This window comes from Acidovorax sp. CF316 (assembly GCF_000276605.1).
Classification (GTDB): Bacteria; Pseudomonadota; Gammaproteobacteria; order Burkholderiales; family Burkholderiaceae_C; genus Acidovorax.
Window position 1 is genome coordinate 1 of the sequence record NZ_AKJX01000145.1, and the last position, 19,921, is coordinate 19,921.

Consider the following 19,921-nt stretch of genomic DNA (forward strand, 5'->3'; position numbering starts at 1 on the left):
GCGCGCGCGGCTTCCACGGCGGCATTGAGCGCCAGGATGTTGGTCTGGAAGGCGATGCCATCGATCACGCTGATGATGTCCACGATCTTGCGTGAGGACTGGTCGATGGAGCCCATGGTGCCCACCACCTGCTGCACCACGTCGCCGCCGCGCACGGCCATATCGGAGGCGGCGCGCGCCAACTCGTCGGCACGGCGCGCGTTGGCAGCGTTCTGCTGCACGGTGGAGGTTAGCTGTTCCATCGATGCGGCGGTCTCCTGCAGCGCACTGGCCTGGGACTCGGTGCGGCCGGACAGGTCGCCATTGCCGGCCGCGATCTCAGCCGAGGCGGTATTGATCGAATCGGTGCTGTCGCGCACCTGGCGCACCAGATGGGCCAGGTTGTCGCGCATGGCGCGGATCGCGTGCAGGATGCTGGTCTCATCGCCAGGCAGGGTGACGACCTCCACGGCCAGGTTGCCCTCGGCGATCTGCGTGACGACGTCGGCCGCGTACTGGGGTTCGCCGCCGAGCTGGTGCACCAGGGTGCGCAGCATGCGCCATGCCATGAGGGCGATCACCAGCATCAGCACCGCGCCGATGGACAGCAGGATGGCTGTCTCGCGCCAGAAGGCGTGGTCGATGTCGTCGATGTAGTCGCCAAAGCCGATGGTCCAGTCCCAGGGCTCGAACTTGATGATGGCGTAGAGCTTCTCCACCTCGTCCTTGGCGCCCGGGCGCGTGCCCTTGGCGATCACCGTGCCGATGGTCTTGCCCTGCAGCGCGGCGCGGTAGCGCACGCCAGCTTCCTTGCCGCCCTTTTCATCGACGATGCCGATGCGCTTGGGGTTGGGGTGCACGTAGTTCACGTCGTTGGTGAAGCCGCGCACGAAGAAGTACTTGTCCTTGTCGACGAAGCTGCCGATGTTGCGCTTGGCTTCCTTCTGCGCATCCTCGGTGGAAAGCGCTCCGCTCTTTTCCTGGTCATAGGCCTTCTGCGCCGCCGCATGCGCGAGCACCACCAGGTTGGACAGCTGCGCTGTGCGCTCCTTCATCATCGACTGGTACAGCGTGGTCAGGGCCACAGCGGACAACACGACCAGGCCCAGCAGGGTGGCCGCGCACAGCCAAAGAATCCGGGTTCGCAATTTCATGGGCAGGCTTTCTCTTTCAGGATACGGAACAAGACGTAACCAGAAGATACACCCGGATTGCCCAATTTTTAATCAAAACCTCGATTTGTCACGGTTTTGTCACATTTTGGCGCCTTGTGGCGCAGCCCGCACAAACCGCTTGCACAGGCGCATCGGGGCCACGCGGCCGCCTCAGCTGGCCAGCCCTGGCGGCAAATGTAAAACCCGCCTGGCGTGTCGCGCAGCCACAACGCCAGCAGGCAGGCGGCAGGTGGGCGGGCTCAGGTCCCTGCGCGTTCCAGCATGGCGTGCAGCAGCACATTGCAGCCCGCCGAGATGTGCTCGGGCTTGGCGTCCTCGATCTCGTTGTGGCTGATGCCGTCCTTGCAGGGGATGAAGACCATGCCGGCCGGCGCCAGGCGCGCCATGTACACGGCGTCGTGCCCGGCGCCCGAGACGGCCGGCATGTTGGAGTAGCCGAGCTTGGCCGCGGCACGTGCCACCGCGTCCACGCAGTCGGCATGGAACACCTGGGCCGGGTAGGCCGAGACCTGCTCGATGACGATCGGCAGGCCGGTGTCGGCGCTCAGTTGGGCGGCCACGGCGCGGATGTCCTGGTCCATGCTCTCGCACAGCGCGTCGGTGGCATTGCGCAGGTCGATGCTGAACTTGACCTGCCCCGGGATCACATTGCGGCTGTTGGGGTGCACATGCACCATGCCCACGGTGCCGCGCCCGTGCGGCGGGTGGCGGTGGGCGCATGCCACCACCTCCTGCATGAGGTGCGTGGCGACCTGCAATGCATCCTTGCGCAGGGCCATGGGCGTGGGGCCGGCATGCGCCTCCATGCCGGTCACGGTGCAGTCGTACCAGCGGATGCCGAGCACACCCGTGACCACGCCGATGGTCTTGTCGTGGTCCTCCAGCACCGGGCCCTGCTCGATGTGGGTCTCGAAGTAGGCGCCGATGGGGTGATCGCCCGGCACCTGCTCGCCGATGTAGCCGATGCGTTCGAGCTCGCCTTTCACGGTCTTGCCCTCGGTGTCGGTGGCGGCGTAGGCGTGCTCCAGCGTGAAGGCCTTGGCGAACACGCCCGAGCCCATCATCACCGGCACGAAACGCGAGCCCTCCTCGTTGGTCCAGAAGGCGACCTCGATCGGTGCCTCGGTCTCGATGCCATGGTCGTTCAGGGTGCGCACCACCTCGATGCCGGCCAGCACGCCGTAGTTGCCGTCGAACTTGCCGCCCGTGGGCTGGGTGTCGATGTGGCTGCCGGTCATGATGGGCGGCAGGCTGTTGTTGCGCCCCGGCCGGCGCATGAAGCCGTTGCCGATCCGGTCGATGGTCACGCTCATGCCCGCCTCGCGCGCCCAGCGCGTCACCAGGTCGCGGCCTTGCTTGTCCAGATCGGTCAGCGTCAGGCGGCACACGCCGCCCTTGGGCGTGGCGCCGATCTGCGCCAGCTCCATGAGCGAATCCCACAGACGCTCGCCGTTGATGCGCAGGCTGTCGATGTCGGTCTTGACTTTGGTGTCCATGGTGTTCTCCTGATCGGTTCTCTCAGCGGGCGACCGCGGTGGGTGCCAGGTCCTGGGCGCGCTTTTGCACGGCCTGGAAGTTGGCGCCGAAGGCCGGGCGCTTGAGGTAGCGGCCCTTGCCCTGCTCGGCGCGCAGGTCACCATTGGCGTAGACCACGCGGCCCTGGCTCACGGTGTGGCTCGGGATGCCGCGCACGGTGCGGCCCTCGAAGATGTTGAAGTCACCCTTGCTGTGCTGCGTCTTGGCCGAGAAGGTCTTGGTGCCCTCGGGGTCCCACAGCACCAGGTCGGCATCGGCGCCCTCGCCGATGAAGCCCTTGCGCGGGTAGATATTGAACAGCTTGGCCGCATTGGCCGAAGTGATGGCCACGAACTCGCTGGGCGTGAGGCGCCCGGTGTTGACGCCGCCATCCCAGAGCGCAGCCATGCGCTCCTCGACACCGCCCGTGCCGTTGGGGATCTTGGCAAAGCTCTCCTTGCCCATGGCCTTCTGCGCGGCGCAGAAGGTGCAGTGGTCCGTGGCCGTGGTGTGCAACTGGCCCGACTGCAGGCCACGCCACAGCGCCTCCTGGTGGCCCTTGGGGCGAAACGGCGGGCTCATCACATAGGCGGCGGCCTTGGCAAAGTCGGGGTCCCGGTACACGCTGTCGTCCACCAGCAGGTGCCCCGCCAGCACCTCGCCATACACGCGCTGGCCGCGTGCACGGGCGCGGGCAATGGCGTCGGCCGATTCCATGCAGCTCACATGCACCACGTAGATGGGCACGCCCAGCACGTCGGCGATGGCGATGGCGCGGTTGGCCGCCTCGGCCTCGACCATGGGCGGGCGCGACAACGGGTGGCCCTCGGGCCCGGTGATGCCCATCTTGGCCACCTCCTGCTGCAGCAGGTACACGAGCTCGCCGTTCTCGGCGTGCACCGTGGGCATGGCGCCGAGCTCCAGCGCGCGCTTGAAGCTGTTCACCAGGGTTTCGTCGTCGCACATGATGGCGTTCTTGTAGGCCATGAAGTGCTTGAAGCTGTTCACGCCCTCTTCCTGCACCAGCGTGCCCATGTCGGCGCGCACCTGTTCGCTCCACCAGGTGATGGCGACGTGGAAACTGTAGTCGGCGGCCGACTTTTCGGCCCAGCCGCGCCACTTGCGGTAGGCGTCCATGATGGATTCCTGCGGGTCGGGAATCACGAAGTCGATGATGCTCGTGGTGCCGCCCGCCAACGCTGCGGCCGTGCCGGTGAAGAAGTCGTCCATGGTGACAGTGCCCATGAACGGCAGCTGCATGTGGGTGTGCGGATCGATGCCGCCAGGCAGCACGTACTGGCCACTGGCGTCCAGCACCTGCGCACCCGCGGGCGCCTGCACGGCCGCACCCTCCCCGACGGCCACGATGCGGCCCTCCACACACAGCACATCTGCGCGCTGCTCGCGGTCTGCATTGACCACGGTGCCACCGCGGATCACTAGGGCTTGGCTCATGGGGTTCTCCTTCAGGGGTTGCAGGGGTGGCCTGTGCCACAGGCCCGCAGCAGGCCCGATGGGACCGCTGCGGGGCGTATCGTCATTTCTTTTTCGCAGTCAGGTAGTAGTAGGTGCCGGCTGCGGCCAGGCTGAAGAACCAGCCAAAGTCGAACAGCGACTGCAGCAGGCCGGGCACGGAACCCTTGTCCACCACACCCGAGACCGCCAGGTAACCCGGCAGGCAGGGCAGCACGCCCAGGAAAAATGCAACCAGTGCCTGGATGTTCCAGCCATTGCTGTACTCGTACTCTCCGCCGCGGCGGTACAGGTCATCCACCTTCAGTTCGGTCTTGCGCACCAGGTAGTAGTCCACCAGCAGGATGCCGGCGATGGCCCCCAGCAGCGTGCCGTAGCCGCCCAGCCAGGTGAACAGGTAGCCGCCCGAGGTGGCCAAGAGTTTCCAGGGCATGAAGCCCAAGCCGATGAGCGCGGCGATCAGGCCGCCCATGCGAAAGCTGATCTTCGAAGGTGCGATCTGGCTGAAATCGTAAGAGGGCGAGACCAGGTTGGCCGCCACATTGGTGGTGAGGTTGGCCAGCAGGATCACCAGGAGGCCGATGCCGGCAGCCACACTACCCATCTGCGTGAGCAGGCCGTCAGGGAACAGCTGCGCCTTGCCATAGAGAATGGCCGAGGCCGAGAAGCCGATGACGCCCACCATGGAAAACAGGGCCATGGGAATGGGCAGGCCGATGGCCTGGCCAATGACCTGGTCCTTCTGCGAGCGCGCAAAACGCGTGAAGTCGGGGATGTTCAACGCCAGGGTGGCCCAGAAGCCCACCAGGCCGGTCAGCGCCGCCCAGGTCTTGGGCCCGCCCTCCACCACCTTGGCGGGCAGGTTGAACAGTTGGCCCGAGGGCACCTTCATCATCAGCACCACGACCAGCAGCAGCGAGGCCCCGACCATCAGCGGCGCAGCGATCACCTCCAGTAGGCGGATGGACTCGGGCCCCTTCCAGATGAACCAGATGTGCACCGCCCAGAACGCCAGGAAGCACATGAACTGCGAGGTGCTGATGGTCTGCCCATCCGCGGGCCCGGCAAGCCCCATGCCCAGGATGTTCAGAAAGCCGTGCAGGGCCAGCGCGCCGAAGTAGCAGTTGATGGAGAACCAGCCGCAGGCCACCAGCCCGCGCAATACCGCCGGCAGATTGGCTCCCTTGACGCCGAAGGAGGCGCGCGCCAGCACCGGGAATGGCACGCCATAGCGCGGTCCGACACGACCGATGAGCACCATGGGAACCAGCACGATGCAGTTGGCCAGGAACACCAGCCACACCGCCATCTGCCATGTGAAGCCCTGGTCCAGCATGGAGCTTGCCATGGTGTAGGTCGGCACGCAGACCACCATGCCCACCCACAGGGCAGCATAGTCCTTCCACGCCCAGTGGCGCTGCGCCGGCGTGGTCGGGAGCAGATCTTCGTTGGCCAGCGGATTGGACGCTGCGCCGGGCAGATGCCCCGCCCCATGGACGGCGCTGCCGGTACTATGGTTCATGCCTGTACTCCTGTGAAATGTTTACTTCTTGGGGTTGCACACAAGCCGCTGTCTGGTCCGGCGCTCCGGTAACGGCAGATGGCGGACTGGAACGCGTTCACCGCGCTCCGGGGGAAGCCGGCGATGCTATAGACCCGCTGCCGGCTCCGCCAGATGCAGTGCAGCACTGCGTTGCGATTGCGCACTCACCGCGCCGGATGGCATGCCCCCGCATCACGCGCCCGCGGCCACACGCTGCGGGTTGTTCGGGTGCGTGGTCCAGTTCGCGTACTCGCCCGTGACCACCTTGCCGGTGCGCGCATCGACCTCGCCCGGTTCCAGGCTGCGCAGGGTGATGCACTCGGGCACGGGGCAGATCGAGACGCACAGGTTGCAGCCCACGCACTCGGCATCGTTGACCTCGAACTTGCGCACGCCGCCTTCCTTGGTGAAGGTGATGGCCTGGTGCGAGGTGTCCTCGCAGACCACGTGGCAGCGGCCGCACTGGATGCAGGCGTCCTGGTTGATGACGGCCTTGTCGATGTGGTTGAGGTTGAGGTTCTTCCAGTCCTTGACGGTAGGCACGGCCTGGCCCTGGAAGTCGGCGATGGTTTCGTAGCCATGCTCGTCCATGAAGTTCGACAGGCCGTCGCACATGTCCTGCACGATCTTGAAGCCGTAGACCATGGCCGCCGTGCACACCTGCACCGTGCCGCAGCCCAGCGCGATGTACTCGGCCGCGTCGCGCCAGGTGGTGATGCCGCCGATGCCGCTGATCGGCAGGCCCGCGGTCTGCGCATCGCGCGCGATCTCGGCCACCATGTTCAGGGCGATGGGCTTGACGGCCGGGCCGCAGTAGCCGCCATGCGATCCCCAGCCATCGGTGCTGGGGCTCATGGTCATGCGGTCCAGGTCCACGCCCATGATGGAGTTGATGGTGTTGATCAGCGACACCGCGTCGGCCCCACCGGCCTTGGCCGCGCGCGCCGGGTGGCGCACGTCGGTGATGTTGGGCGTGAGCTTGACGATGACCGGCAGGCGGCTGTAGTGCTTGCACCAGGCCGTGACCATCTGGATGTACTCGGGCACTTGGCCCACGGCGGCGCCCATGCCGCGCTCGCTCATGCCGTGCGGGCAGCCGAAGTTGAGCTCGATGCCATCGGCCCCGGTGTCCTCGACCAGGGGCAGGATGCTCTTCCAGCTCTGCTCTTCGCAGGGCACCATGAGCGAGACGATCATGGCGCGGTCGGGCCAGTTGCGCTTGACACGCTTGATCTCCTCGAGGTTGGTGTGCAGCGGCCGGTCGGTGATGAGCTCGATGTTGTTCAGCCCGATCACGTGCCGGTCCTGCGACATCAGCGTGGAATAGCGCGGGCCGTTGACGTTGACGACCGAGGGGTCCTCGCCCAGGGTCTTCCAGACCACGCCGCCCCAGCCGGCCTCGAAGGCGCGGGTGACGTTGATCTCCTTGTCGGTGGGTGGCGCCGAGGCCAGCCAGAAGGGATTGGGGCTGCTGATGCCCAGGAAATTGCTGCGGATGTCGGCCATGGTGGTGCTCCGGTAGATGGCAGTGGGGCGTGGCGCGGGCTCAGGCGCCCTGCAGCGTGGCGTGGATGGAGATGGCGGCCACCTTGCCGTGCTCCACGGCCTCCACGGTCAGGTCGCGCCCGCCGGCACGGCAATCGCCGCCGGCCCAGACGCGCGCCAGGCTGGTGCGGCCCTCCTCGTCCGTGGCAATGCGGCCGCCCGTGAGCGCGATGGCCTGGCCCACCGGCTCGGGCACATAGGTCTGGCCGATGGCCTTGAGCACCATGTCGGCCGGGATCACGAAGCCTTCGCCCGTCTCCACCAGCCGGCCGCCCTCCATCGCCGTGGCGGCAAAGCGCACGCCGGTGACGGCACCGTCGGCGCTGAGCACCTCCTTGGGCGCGGCGAAGTGGCGGATGGTGACGCCATTGGTCTGCGCCCATTCCTGCTCGACCTGCGAGGCGGACATGCTCTCGGCCCCGCGGCGGTAGGCGATGGTCACCTCCTCGGCGCCGAGCTTGCGCGCCTGCACGGCGGCGTCCACCGCCGTCATGCCGCCGCCGATCACGACCACGCTGCGGCCCACGGGCAGGGTGGACAGGTCAGCCGTCTGGCGCAGCTCGGCAATGAAATCGACCGCGTTGCGCAGGCCCGTGGCCGTGGGCTCGGCAATACCCAGGGCGTTGACGCCCGAGAGGCCCAGGCCCAGGAACACCGCATCGTGGCTGGCCAGCAGGCTATCGAGCGTGATGTCACGGCCCAGCAACTGGTGCGTGCGCACCTCGATGCCGCCGACCGAGAGCAGCCATTCGACCTCCTTCTGGGCAAAGTTGCCGGCGGTCTTGTAGCTGGCCAAGCCGTATTCGTTGAGGCCGCCGAGCTTGGGGCGGGCGTCGAACAGCACCACGTCGTGCCCGCGCACGGCCAGGCCATGGGCGCAGGCCAGGCCCGCAGGGCCGGCACCGACCACGGCAACGCGCTTGCCCGTGGGTGCGGCGCGCTGGAACAGTGGCGCACCGGGCTTGGCGAAGAAGGCGTCGGTCGCGTAACGCTGCAGCGAGCCGATCTCGACGGGCTTGTCTTCATTGGTGTTGCGCACGCAGGCCTGCTCGCACAGCACCTCGGTGGGACAGACGCGGGCGCACATGCCGCCCAGGGGGTTGGCCTCCAGGATGGCGCGGGCCGCACCGCGGTTGTTGTCCTGCGCGATGCGGTGGATGAAGGAGGGGATGTCGATGCCCGTGGGGCAGGCCGTGGCGCAGGGCGCATCGTGGCAGTAGTAGCAGCGCTCGGCCTCGATCAGCGCCTGCGGGCGCGTCAGCGGCGGGTGGGCGTCGCCGAAGCGGGTGGCGTAGTCGGCCAGGTTCAGGCGTGCGGCATGAATGCCGCAGGCATGGCTTGCGGGTGTGTCCATCAGTGGTCCTCCGGCAGGGTCAGGGTGGGGGTCGGTGTGGGGGCGACGGTCGCCCGCCGCGCAGCGCCGTGCCCTGATCCGCACGGACGGCGGCAGGGGGCTGCACAAACAGTGCACGCGCTGCCTGCACGGGGGCAGGCAGCCGCAAATTCCGGAGGTTTCATCGTGGGCCTCGCTAGGGGGTGCAGGTGCCCGGTGCTTTGTCTGCACCAGTGCCCTGCTGTTGTTCAATTTACCAACTGGTAAAAATTTACCAATTAGTAAAATCCCTACAGCAAGCCGCATGCCAGGCTTTTGCCAGCCACATTGACACACAATGGTGCAATGACCGACGCCCGACAGCCCTCTCCTGCCCCCGCCCGGCGGCGCCCGGAAGCCCCCTCCGCCCCTGCCGCGGAGGCCGCCGCCAAGGCGCCCACGGCATCGCGCCTGCTCAAGGAGCAGGGCATCCTGACCGAAGCCGAGAACCATTTCGCGCAGTTCGGCTTCGAGGGGGCCTCCCTGGAGAACATCGCGGCGGCCATCGGCATCAGCCGGCACAACCTGCTGTACTACTTCCCGAACAAGGAAGCGCTCTACCAGCGCGTGCTGGACGACATCCTCACCCAATGGCTGGCCGGCATGGACGACCTGTCGCACAGCGACGACCCGCAGCAGGCGCTGCGCCGCTACATCCGCGCCAAGCTGCGCTATTCGCGCGAGCGCCCCAATGGTGCAAAGGTATTCACCAAAGAGGTGATTGCCGGTGCACCACGCTATGGCAAGGCCATCGCCGCGCGGGTGGGGCCGCTGCTCAAGGCCGAGGTGCGCACCTTCGAGCGCTGGGCGCGCGAGGGGCGCATCGCGCGCGTCAATTTCACGCACCTGATGTTCATCATCTGGTCTGTCACCCAGGCCTACGCCGAGCAGGAGGCCCAGTTCGCCCTGCTGCTGGGCAAGCCCGCGCTGACCGAGCGCGACTACGCCAAGGCCGAGGAGCTGATCTGCCGCATGGTGGTCAAGGCGCTGGAGCCCGAGTCTGACGCCGGGAAGGACAACAGCGCACCCGCGGTGGATTGATCACCCGGGCTGCGCACACCGCGCCAACTGGTCGCGGTCGAGCAGCTCGACCACCCGGTAGCCCACGCGCAGCACCCCGTCTTCCTCCCACTGCTTGAGCTGGCGGTTGATGCTCTGGCGCGAAACGCCGAGCATGAAGGCCAGGTCCTCTTGCGAAACGGCCAGCACGGTGGTGGCGCCATCGCCGGCCGATCGGGAATCGAGTGTCATGAGCCGGTGCGCCAGCCGCACAGACAGCGGCTGCAGGATGGCGTCGTCGATCCAGGCCAGGGCCTGGCGCAGCCGCAGGCACACCAGCCGGGTGAAGGCCATGTGCAGCGCCGGCTGCGTGGCGATCAGGTGGTGGAAATCCGCCGCCTGGACCACGGCGACCTCGGACGGCTCCACCGCGCAGGTGTCGTACACGCGCTGCTGGCCGACGAACAGCGAGACCTCGCCGAACCAGTGGCCCGGCTCCAGCACGGCGATCACGGCCTCGCGCCCATCGGGCGCGGCCACGCTCACGCGCAGGGCGCCCTGCACCATGCCGAACAGCGCGTCGGGCGCCGAGCCCTTGAGAAACAGTGAATCGCCGCGCTGCAGGTGGCGCCGGTGCGCCACCTGCAGCAATGCGTCCTGCACCTCCTGCGGCAAACGCAGGCGCTCGTCCGCCCGGTGACCGAGGTGGGCCGGCAATTCGGCAGTGCTTGCCGGTTCGGGCAAAGATGGCATGGCGTGCGCTCGCTGAGAGGGGGGTGGCTGGCGCCGCCATTGTGCGGGCGCACAGGTCGCCCCGGGCGACGCCTGGCGGACACCTGCGGGTTTGTACCAAGTCGCAATTGCCAACACCGGACAGTCTCGCCGCGGCGCTCTGCGGATAGTGGACCTGCTGCAGCGCACTGCTGCATCCCTGTACCGCAACCGACACCAAGGACCCCATGACGAACGCCCCCACCACCACCACCGAGCGCAATGCCCGCCGCGAAAAGACCGTGCTCGACCACTTCGCCGACGAGACGCGCCAGGATTTCGACGCCGTGCTGAGCACCTTTCCGCACCCGCACTACGAACTGATCCCCACCGGCGAGGTGCACGATGGCAACGAGGACGTGCGCCGCTACTACACGGCCACGCGCCAGGCCTTTCCCGACCAGCGGCACGAGATCATCCAGCTGCGCCATGCCGGCGACTCGGTCATCGTGGAGTTCTGGCTGCTGGGCACGCACAAGGGGCCACTGGGCGCCCTGCCGCCCACGGGCAACAGCTTCCGCTGCCGCATGATCGCGCTGTTCATCTTCGACGAGGCCGAGCACCTGGTCTGCGAGCGGGTGTACTTCGACACGCTGACCATGCTGCGCCAGCTGCTGGTGGGTGTGCCACCGGCTGCGCTGCCCGGCATCATCGGCTCGCTGCTGGGCGGCCAGGCCGCCAGCTCCGGCAAGGCTCCAGTGCCCGAGCAGGCCACGGCATGAGCGGGCGCCTGCAGGGCCACCACGCGGTGGTGACCGGCGGGGCGCAGGGCATAGGCCTGGCGATTGCGCGCCGCTTCCTGCACGAAGGCGCCAGCGTCTCGCTCTGGGACATCAGCGCCCACCAGTTGCAGGCCGCCACCGAGGTGCTCAACGCAGGCGGGCGCGTATTCACCGCAGTGACCGATGTGCGCGACGAAGCTGCCGTAGGGGCCGCCGCCCAGGCCAGCGCTGCAGCCTTGGGCCCCGCCACCGTGCTCGTGAACAACGCGGGCGTGCTGGGCCCGCTGGTGCCCACCTGGGAGCACAGCGCCACCCAGTGGCGCACGGTGCTGGACATCAACCTCACGGGCGCCTTCCTGTGCTGCCGCGCGCTGGTGCCGCAGATGCTGGCCGACCTGGCCAGGCAACGCGCCCCCGCGCTCGGGCGGCGCGTGGTCAACATCGCCTCGGTCGCGGGCAAGGAGGGCAATGGCCTGAATGCCGCGTACTCCGCCTCCAAGGCCGGCCTGATCGCCTTGACCAAGTCGCTGGGCAAGGAGCTGGCCGGCGCAGGCGTGCTCGTGAACTGCATCACGCCCTCTGCCGCGGAAACCGGGGTGTTCGACGGTGTTCCCGAGGAACACCGTGCGCAGCTGCACCAGGCCCTGCTGTCGCGCGTGCCCATGGCCCGCTTCGTCGCACCGGCCGAGGTGGCGGCCATGGCGGCCTGGCTGGCATCGGCCGACTGCTCGTTCAGCACCGGCGCCGTCTTCGACATCTCCGGCGGCCGCTCTTTGTACTGAGGAGACCCTATGAACATGATGACCGACCCCCTCACGCCGGCCCGCCTGCTGCAGCCGGTCCCCGACTTCGATGGCGCACGCAGCGCCCCCACGCCGCAAGACCGGCTGCGCGCGCTGCGCCGCGCGGGCGAACAGTTGCGCGAGCGCTTCCTGGCCGAACCGGCCGTGCGCTACGCGCGCAGCTTCGACCTGCTGCGCATCCCCTACCCGGCCTGGTATGCCTTCAACGGCGTGTACGCGCAGCAGCTACTCAAGCCGCACATGGTGCACCTGCTGGCGCGCACGGTACTGGTGCAGTTCGAGGATTTCGAGGGCCAGCTCAGAAACCTGCTGTTCACCCCCGCCGATTTCGAGACCGGCAGCGAGACGCCCTACTTCAAGCGCCTGAGCGAGCAGACCCCGAAGTTCCTGCACAGCGTGATCGCGCCGGTGCACGGCACGGTGCTGCAGGCGCTGGCCTCGGTGGGCGTGGCGCCGGAGCAGATCGACTTCATCACCTACGACCACCTGCACACCCAGAACCTGCGCCGCTGGCTGGGCACGGGCAGCGAGCGCGGCCTGCTGCCCAATGCCCGGCTGCTGGTGCACCGCCAGGAGCTGGCCAGCGTGGCAGGCCTCTTGCCCACACAGGCCGACTGGTACTGCCCTGAGGGGTTGCAGGGCGTGGCGCCCGAACGCATCGTGCCCTTCGACGGCAGCGTGCAGCTGGGGCGCGGAATCGCGCTGGTGCACACGCCGGGCCATACCGAGGGCAACCACTCGCTGGTGTACCGCACCCCGGATGGCATCCGTGTGAGCAGCGAGAACGGCGTGAGCGCCGACAGCTGGGCGCCCGAGGCCTCGCGGCACAACGGCATCCGCCGCTATGCCAAGGCCACCGGCTCCGAAGTCATCCTGAACGGCAACACGCAGGAGGGCAGCGTGGACCAGTACCTGTCGATGGTGCTGGAGAAGACCATCGCCGGCACCTCGGCCACGCATGGCTTCAGCAATGTGGTGCCGTCCAGCGAGTGCTCGCCGCACTGGCTGTTCCCGGGGGCGCCCACCAGCCACCTGTGGGGTGCCACCACTTCGGGCGCACTGCAGCGGCCCACCTGATGCCGGCCCACTGATTTCTCCCCCATAAGACAAATAGCCGAGACAAACGCCATGAACTCCCCCGCTGCCATCTTTCCCGCCGATGCGAGCGCCTCGCAAGCGCCCGCCACAGCCGACGACGCCACCTACCGCCAGATCGCCTGGCGGCTGATCCCCATCCTCTTCGCCTGCTACGTCTTCAACTACCTGGACCGCACCAACATCGGCTACGCCCAGCTGCAGATGAAGACGGATCTGGGTTTCAGTGACGCGGTTTTCGGCCTGGGCGCGGGCATCTTCTTCATCGGCTATGCGCTGTTCGAGATCCCGAGCAACATGCTGCTGGCACGCGTGGGCTTTCGGCTCACGCTGCTGCGCATCATGGGGCTGTGGGGCCTGGCCTCGGCCGCTACGCTGTGGGTGACCACGCCGGCGCAGTTCTATGTGCTGCGCTTCCTGGTGGGGGTGTTCGAGGCGGGCTTTGCGCCGGGCGTGCTGTTCTACCTCACGCTGTGGTTTCCGTCGCAGCGCCGGGCCAAGGTCACGGCGCTGTTCTTCATGGCCTATGGCGCGGCGCCCATCGTCGCCGGGCCGCTGGCAGGCGTGACCATGACCTGGCTGGGCGGCGTCTGGTCGCTGCATGGCTGGCAGTGGTTGTTCCTGGTGGAGGGCCTGCCCTGCGTGCTGCTGGCCGTGCTGGCCTACCGACTGCTCGACGACGGGCCGCAGGCCGCGCGCTGGCTCACACCCGCACAGAAACGCCAGGTGCAGGACGACCTGGCGCGCGACCAGGCCGCCAGCGGCGCGGATGCGCGCAGCAGCTTCGGCAGCGCGCTGCGCAACGGCCAGGTGTGGCTGCTCGGTTTCATCTCCTTCCTGGTGATCCTGGGCATCTACGCCATGTCGTTCTGGCAGCCCACCATGCTCCAGTCCATGGGCCTGTCGGTGATGCAGATCGGCCTGTACTCGGTGGTGCCGGCAGTCACCGGCATCGCCGCCACGCTTGCCATCGCCGGGCATTCCGACCGCCGGCAGGAGCGGCGCTGGCACTTCGCCGCCACGGCCTGCGTCGGCGCCGTCGGCCTGTCGCTCACCACCCTGTTCATGCACAGCCCGGTGGCGGCCGTGGCCTGCCTGTCGCTGGCTTCCATCGGCATCTCCAGCGCCTTCGCCATTCTCTGGGCCGTGCCCGGCAGCCTGCTGAGCCGCAATGCCGCGGCCATGGGCATCGCGCTCATCACCACCATCGGCGGTACGGCCGGTGTGGTGGCGCCGGTGATGGTCGGTGCCATCAAGACGGCGACCGGCGGCTTCACGCTCAGCCTGCACCTGCTGAGCGGCGCCCTGGTGCTGGCCGCCGTGCTGATGGTGCTGGCCGTGGGGCGCGGCCGGCAGGCAGCGCGCTGAACCCCTCTCCCCTGGGCCTGGGACAAATTGCCCCACCCCCGCCCGTGCGCGGGGCCCCGGGGCGATAATCCGCGCATGCACGCGCTGCGCACCTCGTCACTGCTGGCCCGCCTGATCCTGGCGTGGTTCGTGCTGACCGTGGGCGCGGCGATCGCCTCGCCCATCGTCCACCCCCAGGCCCTGCAGGTGGTCTGCACCACGGGCAGCAGCATCAAGCTGGTGGTGGTCGGCGAAGACGGCGGCGCCACCGAACTGGGTCGGCACACCCTCGATTGCGCGATGTGCCTGGGCGCCGGCGCGCCACCACCTCCCGTTCAGCAGCACGCACAGCGCCATGAGCCCCTGGCCCACGCGCTCACGCCCACCGTGGCCGCCGCCATCGCGGCCATCGCCGGTGCCCCCCTGCCCGCACGCGGGCCACCGACCTCCCTCGCCTGACCTGCGTTGCCGCGTGCCCATTGCCGGGCATGCGCGCGCCTGTACATGCAGCCACCGCGCCCTGATGGCGCCGGTGCGCCTCCCGGCGGTCCACCGTCGCTCCCTGACACGTTCCCTCAATGAACACCCCATCGACACCATCCCTCCTGGCCGCTACCGCTGCGCCTGGCCCCTCCCACCACCGCCGCGGCCTGCTGGCCCTGGCGCTCGCCCCGCTGCTGGCGGCCACGCTCGCTGCCTGCAAGAAGGCGCCCGTGGCCTACCAGGGCATGGACATCACGGGCGCCGAGTACGCGCGCGATTTCCAGCTCAAGGATGCCCAGGGCCAGGTGCACACGCTGGCCGACTACCGCGGCAAGGCCGTGATGCTGTTCTTCGGCTTCACGCAGTGCCCCGACGTGTGCCCGACCGCCCTCACCCGCGCGGCAGAGATTCGCCGCCTGCTCGGCGACGACGGCCAACGCCTGCAGGTGCTCTTCATCACCATCGACCCCGAGCGCGACAACCCGACCGTGCTGGGCGCCTACACCCAGGTGTTCGATCCGAGCTTCATCGGCCTGTACGGCGACCTGGAGCAGACGGCGGCAGCAGCCAAGGAGTTCAAGGTCTATTACAAGAAGGTGCCCACGGGATCCTCCTACACCATGGACCACTCGGCCTTCAGCTACGTCTTCGATCCCCTGGGCAAGCCCCGGCTCGTGCTGCGCCACGAGCAAAGCGCCAAGGCCTGCGCCGACGACCTGCGCCAGTTGCTGCAGCAGTCCGCCTGAACCCACATCCACCCCATCCAGGAAATTTCCATGCATTCCATTCCACGCCTTGCCTCTCTCGCCATCGCTCTGGCCTCACTCGCCGGCACCGCCCAGGCCCAGGTCACCGTCAAGGACGCCTGGGTGCGCGCCACCGTGCCCCAGCAGCAGGCCACCGGCGCCTTCATGCAGCTCAGCGCCGCGCGCGACACGCGCCTGGTCGCGGCCAGCTCACCGCTGACCCAGGCGGTGGAGGTCCACGAGATGGCCATGCAGGACAACGTGATGCGCATGCGCCAAGTGCCCGGCGTGGACCTGCCGGCCGGCAAGCCCGTGGAACTGAAGCCCGGCGGCTACCACGTGATGCTGATGGACCTGAAACAGCAGGTGAAGGCCGGCGACACCGTGCCGATCACCCTGGTCTTCGAGGGCAAGGACGGCAAGCGCGAGTCGGTGGCCATCCAGGCGCCCGTGCGCCCGCTAAACGCCACGGCCGCGCCCGCCGCGCATGGCGAGCACAAGCACTGAAGACGGCCCACCATGTCCCCCTCCCTTCGCACCACCGTCCAGGCAGTCCACGTGCTGGCCGGCCTGCTGGCCGCATCGCAGGCCATGGCCCAGGAGGCGGCTGCAGCGCTGCCCTCCGTCACCGTCACCGCGTCCCCCGCGCGCGAGGCGCAGCAGCGCGCCGGCAGCCTGGCCACGGGCGCCGCGGCCTCCGCGCTCAACGTGCCGGCCTCCGTCACCAGCGTGTCGGCCGAGCTGATGCGCGCCCAGTCGGTCACCACGCTGCAGGAGGCGCTGCGCAACGTGCCCGGCGCGCAGGCCGACTCGGGCTTCAACGGCAGCCACAGCCAGTTCTTCGTGCTGCGCGGCGCCGTGGCCGACAGCGGCACCGGCTCGAGCCGCGTGCTGCGCGATGGTGTGCGCCTGTCCAACTATGCCTTCGTGCCGGCTTTCACCGAGAGCGTGGACGTGCTGCGCGGGCCGGGCGCGGCCATCGGGCTGCGCAGCGAGCCCGGGGGCAGCGTGAACATCGTGACCCGCCAGCCCGAGCTGGCCAATTTCGGCTCGGCCAACCTCGGCGGCGGTGCGCACGGCGCGCTCGACGCCACGGTGGACCTCAACCGCGTGCTCTCGGCCGAGCAGGAACTCGCGGCGCGACTTACCGTGACGCGCTCCACCGCGAGCGAATGGCGCCATGTGCCGGACCGGCTCGACGGCGTCAAGCTCGGCGTCGCCAAAAGCGATGGCGAGCGCTACCACCTGCGCCTGGGCGTGGAGGCCACGGACCAGGCCTACCGGCCCGACTACGGCCTGCCCGGAGTGGGCGGCCGCCCCGCGGCCGTGCCGCAGGACCGGCAGCTCGGCGAGCCCTGGGCGGACTCGACCACGCGCAACACCCTCGTCGACCTGCACGGCGATGTAGAGATTGCGCCGGACACGCGGCTGGCGCTGGACGCCACCCACCTGCGCGGCAGCAGCACCTCGGTGCGCCAGTCCGTGGGCGCCGCCGTGGCGGGCGCGCCGCCAGGCACGTTTGTGCGCCGGCTGGCCTACGAGCCAGGCACCGAGCGCCGCATCAACGCACTGGCCACCAGCCTGACGAGCGAGCAGTCCTGGGGCGCCACGCGCCACCACCTGTTCGTGGGCCTGGACCGCTACACCGAGACGCTGGACCAGCCCTCGGCCGGCGTGGCCAGCGCCAACAACCCCAACATCAACGTCTTCAACCCGGTCTACGGGCTGACCACGCGGCCTGGCAGCTTCAGCTTCGCCACGACCACGCAGGACCTTTCGAGCACCGCCCTGTCGCTGCAGGACCGCATCGAGTGGGATGACTGGAGCATCGTGGCAGGGCTGCGCAGCACGCGCCAGGATTTCCTGTACGGCGCGGCTGGCACACGGGGCGTGAAGGAGAGCAAAACCTCGCCCAAGCTGGCCCTGCTGCGCAAGCTGTCGGGTGCGGACTCGGTCTACGCCAGCTACAGCACGGGCACCGCACCCAACCAGGCCTCATCCGCATCGGGCCAATCGCTGCCCTCGCGCAAGAGCCGGCAGGTCGAGGTGGGCTGGAAGTCGCTGTGGAACGGCGCTCGCCTGCAGTCCGACGTGGCTCTGTACCGGCTGGAGCAGACAAACCTGCTATCGGGCGACCTGTCCACGCCCAGCATGTTCGACAAGACACTGGCCGGCAGCGGTCGCTCGCAGGGCCTGGAAGCCAGCCTGGGCGGCGACCTCACGCGCGACCTGCGGGTGCAACTGGCCTACGCCTACACGCAGGCGAAGTTCGTGGACAACACCGAGTACCCGGGCAAGGCCATCCCCAACGTGGCGCGCCACGCCCTGAGCCTCTGGGGCCAGTACCGCTGGAATGCCGAGCACGCCACCGGCGCGGGCCTGTACGCCCAGGGCGCGCGCCATGCGGACATCCAGAACACCACCGTGCTGCCGGGCTATGCGCGCGTGGACCTGTCGCACACCTGGCGCACGCAGCTCGATGGCGGCCGCCAGCTGGAGCTGCAGTTGGCCCTGCGCAACGTGTTCGACAAGGCCTACTTCGTGTCGAGCCACCTGCACCTGGCCAGCTACCTCACGCCGGGGCAGGAGCGCAACCTGCACGCGTCGGCACGCTACAGCTTCTGAGACCGGCCTTGCGGGCCGGGGGCACGGGTTCGGTCAGGTCTTCTGCCGGGCGCGTCCTCGCGACCGAAGACATCGTCTCCTGGCCGCTCACAAGGCTTCTGCGGAGATCGATGCTATGTAAACAAATAGTATTTTATGTAACTAAAAGCTAGTATCTGGCGAGCACGGCAAGGCCTGCTGCCATGAACCGCAACCCGCACCATCCGCCATTCAACGCTTCGCTCGCCAGCGAACCCGCGGGACCCAGGAAAACCTTTGCCGCCTGGCTCACCGTCATCCTGTCGCTGGTGCTGTTCGCGGTCGCCCTGCCCTATGCCCAGGTAGCGCTCACGCCGTTCCCGGCGTTCATCCCGATCTATGTCACCGCACTGGTGATCTTCGATCTGGTCACGGCAGTGCTGTTGTTCGGCCACTACCGGGCCTTGCGCTCCCTGGGGCTGCTGGTGCTGGGTGGCGCCTACCTGTTCACCGCCACGGCCACCGCGGCGTATGCGCTGATCTTTCCGGGGCTGTTCGCTCCGTATGGCCTCCTGGGGTCCGGCCCCCAGACCTCATCGGCCCTGTACATGCTGTGGCATGCAGGCTTTCCGCTGATCCTCATCGCCTATGCCTTCATCAAGCGGTGGGAACAGGCAGGCCCGGTGCACCGCAGGGGCCCGCGAGCGCTCTGGAGCATCGCGGCCATGACCGCCGCCATCGGGCTGCTGGTGGCGCTGTTCACCGTGTTCGCCACGGCCGGGCATGGCTTCCTGCCCACCTTCCTCGAGGGCAACCGCACGACGGTCGTGGGCAAGGCCTTCCTGGCCGGCATCTGGCTGCTGAGCCTGGTGGCGCTGGGGCTGCTCCTGCGCAGCCGGCCCCATTCACTGCTCGATGTCTGGCTGCACGTGGTGATGTGCGTCTGGCTGCTGGACCTGGCCCTGGCAGCGGTCCTGAACACGGGACGCTATGACCTGGGTTGGTACATGGGGCGCATCTACGGGCTGCTGGCCGGCGGCTTCCTGCTGATCGTGCTGCTCAGCGAAAACGCGCGCCACCATGCGCGGCTGCGCGAGCTCACCACCGCACTGGAGAGCGCCAACGAGACCCTGTGGCGCCTGTCGATGCAGGACAGCCTGACCGAGGTGGCCAACCGCCGCGCATTCGATCTGCATCTGGCGGAGCATGTGGCCCTTGCCCAGCGCCACCAGCGGCCACTGGCCCTGGTGCTGCTGGACGTCGACCACTTCAAGACCTACAACGACGAGTATGGGCACCAATTGGGCGATGCGTGCCTGAAGGCCATCGCCCAGGTCCTGCAGGCCAGTGGCAAGCGCCCTTCGGACCTCGCTGCCCGCTATGGAGGCGAGGAATTCGCCCTGGTGCTGCCCGAAACGGATCCCGAGGGCGCCCTGCACATCGCCAACGCCGCCCAGGCGGCCGTGGCGCAGCTGCGCATTCCCCACCGCCAGTGCCCGACCGGGCCGCACGTGACCGTCAGCGCAGGCATCGCGACCCTGCACCAGGGCGACCGACTGACTCCTCAAAGCGTGATCGAGGTCGCAGACAAGGCGCTGTACCAGGCCAAGAATGCCGGACGCAACCGGATCGTGCTGCTGGAGGCATCGGCCCTGCCATGAGGGCGCCGCTCAGTTGAGCGTATGCACGACCTGGTAGCGGCCCGCCCGCACCATCTCCGCAGCGGCCGAGGCATCATCCCCCACCCCATACCCCACCACCAGCTGCACG

Annotated in this window: 17 protein-coding genes; 10 read left to right on the plus strand and 7 right to left on the minus strand. The window is 68.3% G+C overall.

From position 1 onward, the window contains the following. From PMI14_RS17945 to PMI14_RS17970, 6 genes are all read right to left on the minus strand, one after another. On the minus strand, positions 1 to 1,133 hold a 1,133-nt coding region (locus PMI14_RS17945), incomplete at its 3' end, for a methyl-accepting chemotaxis protein (RefSeq protein WP_007856680.1). Between the two features lie 260 nt (positions 1,134 to 1,393). Then, positions 1,394 to 2,650: a Zn-dependent hydrolase gene (locus PMI14_RS17950; protein WP_007856681.1), complete on the minus strand. Its 1,257-nt coding sequence runs from the start codon at positions 2,648 to 2,650 to the stop codon at positions 1,394 to 1,396. Positions 2,651 to 2,672: 22 nt separating this feature from the next. Beyond that, a complete protein-coding gene (gene hydA, locus PMI14_RS17955) occupies positions 2,673 to 4,124 on the minus strand; it encodes a dihydropyrimidinase (protein WP_007856682.1) in 1,452 nt (483 codons plus the stop codon). 82 nt (positions 4,125 to 4,206) lie between these two features. After that, on the minus strand, positions 4,207 to 5,664 hold the full coding sequence (locus PMI14_RS17960; RefSeq protein WP_007856683.1) for an NCS1 family nucleobase:cation symporter-1: 1,458 nt from the start codon (positions 5,662 to 5,664) through the stop codon (positions 4,207 to 4,209). Positions 5,665 to 5,877: 213 nt separating this feature from the next. Then, positions 5,878 to 7,191: an NAD-dependent dihydropyrimidine dehydrogenase subunit PreA gene (preA, locus tag PMI14_RS17965; protein ID WP_007856684.1), complete on the minus strand. Its 1,314-nt coding sequence runs from the start codon at positions 7,189 to 7,191 to the stop codon at positions 5,878 to 5,880. A gap of 40 nt (positions 7,192 to 7,231) precedes the next feature. Next, the gene (locus PMI14_RS17970) at positions 7,232 to 8,584 is read right to left on the minus strand and encodes an NAD(P)-dependent oxidoreductase (RefSeq protein WP_007856685.1); all 1,353 of its coding nucleotides are present in this window, start codon (positions 8,582 to 8,584) and stop codon (positions 7,232 to 7,234) included. A 324-nt stretch (positions 8,585 to 8,908) separates the two neighbouring features. On the opposite strand from PMI14_RS17970, the gene PMI14_RS17975 reads away from it, so the two are divergent. Continuing rightward, positions 8,909 to 9,643, plus strand: coding sequence for a TetR/AcrR family transcriptional regulator (locus PMI14_RS17975; RefSeq protein WP_007856686.1), 735 nt, complete (start codon positions 8,909 to 8,911; stop codon positions 9,641 to 9,643). Here PMI14_RS17975 and PMI14_RS17980 read toward each other — a convergent pair whose 3' ends face one another. Further along, positions 9,644 to 10,354: a Crp/Fnr family transcriptional regulator gene (locus tag PMI14_RS17980; RefSeq protein ID WP_007856687.1), complete on the minus strand. Its 711-nt coding sequence runs from the start codon at positions 10,352 to 10,354 to the stop codon at positions 9,644 to 9,646. A 206-nt stretch (positions 10,355 to 10,560) separates the two neighbouring features. Between PMI14_RS17980 and PMI14_RS17985 the strand changes: the two genes are divergently transcribed. The 9 genes from PMI14_RS17985 to PMI14_RS18025 all read left to right on the plus strand — a co-directional run bounded on the left by PMI14_RS17985 (position 10,561) and on the right by PMI14_RS18025 (position 19,812). Continuing rightward, positions 10,561 to 11,094 carry an ester cyclase gene (locus tag PMI14_RS17985; protein ID WP_007856688.1) on the plus strand — a complete coding sequence of 178 codons (534 nt, stop codon included), beginning with the start codon at positions 10,561 to 10,563 and terminating at the stop codon, positions 11,092 to 11,094. Continuing rightward, entirely contained in the window at positions 11,091 to 11,876 is a 786-nt protein-coding gene (locus PMI14_RS17990; RefSeq protein ID WP_007856689.1) for an SDR family NAD(P)-dependent oxidoreductase, read from the plus strand. Before PMI14_RS17985 ends, PMI14_RS17990 begins: the two co-directional genes overlap by 4 nt. 15 nt (positions 11,877 to 11,891) lie before the next feature. Beyond that, positions 11,892 to 12,974: a hypothetical protein gene (locus PMI14_RS17995; protein ID WP_035204406.1), complete on the plus strand. Its 1,083-nt coding sequence runs from the start codon at positions 11,892 to 11,894 to the stop codon at positions 12,972 to 12,974. Between the two features lie 51 nt (positions 12,975 to 13,025). Next, positions 13,026 to 14,360 (plus strand): MFS transporter, encoded by a 1,335-nt coding sequence (locus PMI14_RS18000; RefSeq protein WP_007856691.1) that lies wholly within the window; start codon positions 13,026 to 13,028, stop codon positions 14,358 to 14,360. Positions 14,361 to 14,435: 75 nt separating this feature from the next. Further along, on the plus strand, positions 14,436 to 14,798 hold the full coding sequence (locus tag PMI14_RS18005; RefSeq protein ID WP_007856692.1) for a hypothetical protein: 363 nt from the start codon (positions 14,436 to 14,438) through the stop codon (positions 14,796 to 14,798). Positions 14,799 to 14,917: 119 nt separating this feature from the next. Beyond that, positions 14,918 to 15,568 carry an SCO family protein gene (locus PMI14_RS18010; protein WP_007856693.1) on the plus strand — a complete coding sequence of 217 codons (651 nt, stop codon included), beginning with the start codon at positions 14,918 to 14,920 and terminating at the stop codon, positions 15,566 to 15,568. A 30-nt stretch (positions 15,569 to 15,598) separates the two neighbouring features. Beyond that, entirely contained in the window at positions 15,599 to 16,075 is a 477-nt protein-coding gene (locus PMI14_RS18015; RefSeq protein ID WP_007856694.1) for a copper chaperone PCu(A)C, read from the plus strand. Positions 16,076 to 16,087: 12 nt separating this feature from the next. Beyond that, entirely contained in the window at positions 16,088 to 18,193 is a 2,106-nt protein-coding gene (locus tag PMI14_RS18020; RefSeq protein WP_007856697.1) for a TonB-dependent siderophore receptor, read from the plus strand. Positions 18,194 to 18,375: 182 nt separating this feature from the next. Further along, complete coding sequence (locus PMI14_RS18025) at positions 18,376 to 19,812, plus strand: GGDEF domain-containing protein (protein ID WP_007856698.1); 1,437 nt, start codon at positions 18,376 to 18,378, stop codon at positions 19,810 to 19,812. Positions 19,813 to 19,921 lie beyond the last annotated feature (109 nt).

What these genes read in the sequence shown, in the direction of transcription:
- PMI14_RS17980 (WP_007856687.1), bottom strand. Translation starts at nt 10,354, where the DNA reads ATGCCATCTTTGCCCGAACCGGCAAGCACTGCCGAATTGCCGGCCCAC.
- PMI14_RS17985 (WP_007856688.1), top strand. Translation starts at nt 10,561, where the DNA reads ATGACGAACGCCCCCACCACCACCACCGAGCGCAATGCCCGCCGCGAA.
- PMI14_RS17970 (WP_007856685.1), bottom strand. Translation starts at nt 8,584, where the DNA reads ATGGACACACCCGCAAGCCATGCCTGCGGCATTCATGCCGCACGCCTG.
- preA (WP_007856684.1), bottom strand. Translation starts at nt 7,191, where the DNA reads ATGGCCGACATCCGCAGCAATTTCCTGGGCATCAGCAGCCCCAATCCC.
- PMI14_RS18020 (WP_007856697.1), top strand. Translation starts at nt 16,088, where the DNA reads ATGTCCCCCTCCCTTCGCACCACCGTCCAGGCAGTCCACGTGCTGGCC.
- PMI14_RS18025 (WP_007856698.1), top strand. Translation starts at nt 18,376, where the DNA reads ATGAACCGCAACCCGCACCATCCGCCATTCAACGCTTCGCTCGCCAGC.
- hydA (WP_007856682.1), bottom strand. Translation starts at nt 4,124, where the DNA reads ATGAGCCAAGCCCTAGTGATCCGCGGTGGCACCGTGGTCAATGCAGAC.
- PMI14_RS18000 (WP_007856691.1), top strand. Translation starts at nt 13,026, where the DNA reads ATGAACTCCCCCGCTGCCATCTTTCCCGCCGATGCGAGCGCCTCGCAA.
- PMI14_RS17990 (WP_007856689.1), top strand. Translation starts at nt 11,091, where the DNA reads ATGAGCGGGCGCCTGCAGGGCCACCACGCGGTGGTGACCGGCGGGGCG.
- PMI14_RS17975 (WP_007856686.1), top strand. Translation starts at nt 8,909, where the DNA reads ATGACCGACGCCCGACAGCCCTCTCCTGCCCCCGCCCGGCGGCGCCCG.
- PMI14_RS17950 (WP_007856681.1), bottom strand. Translation starts at nt 2,650, where the DNA reads ATGGACACCAAAGTCAAGACCGACATCGACAGCCTGCGCATCAACGGC.
- PMI14_RS17960 (WP_007856683.1), bottom strand. Translation starts at nt 5,664, where the DNA reads ATGAACCATAGTACCGGCAGCGCCGTCCATGGGGCGGGGCATCTGCCC.
- PMI14_RS18005 (WP_007856692.1), top strand. Translation starts at nt 14,436, where the DNA reads ATGCACGCGCTGCGCACCTCGTCACTGCTGGCCCGCCTGATCCTGGCG.
- PMI14_RS17995 (WP_035204406.1), top strand. Translation starts at nt 11,892, where the DNA reads ATGATGACCGACCCCCTCACGCCGGCCCGCCTGCTGCAGCCGGTCCCC.
- PMI14_RS18015 (WP_007856694.1), top strand. Translation starts at nt 15,599, where the DNA reads ATGCATTCCATTCCACGCCTTGCCTCTCTCGCCATCGCTCTGGCCTCA.
- PMI14_RS18010 (WP_007856693.1), top strand. Translation starts at nt 14,918, where the DNA reads ATGAACACCCCATCGACACCATCCCTCCTGGCCGCTACCGCTGCGCCT.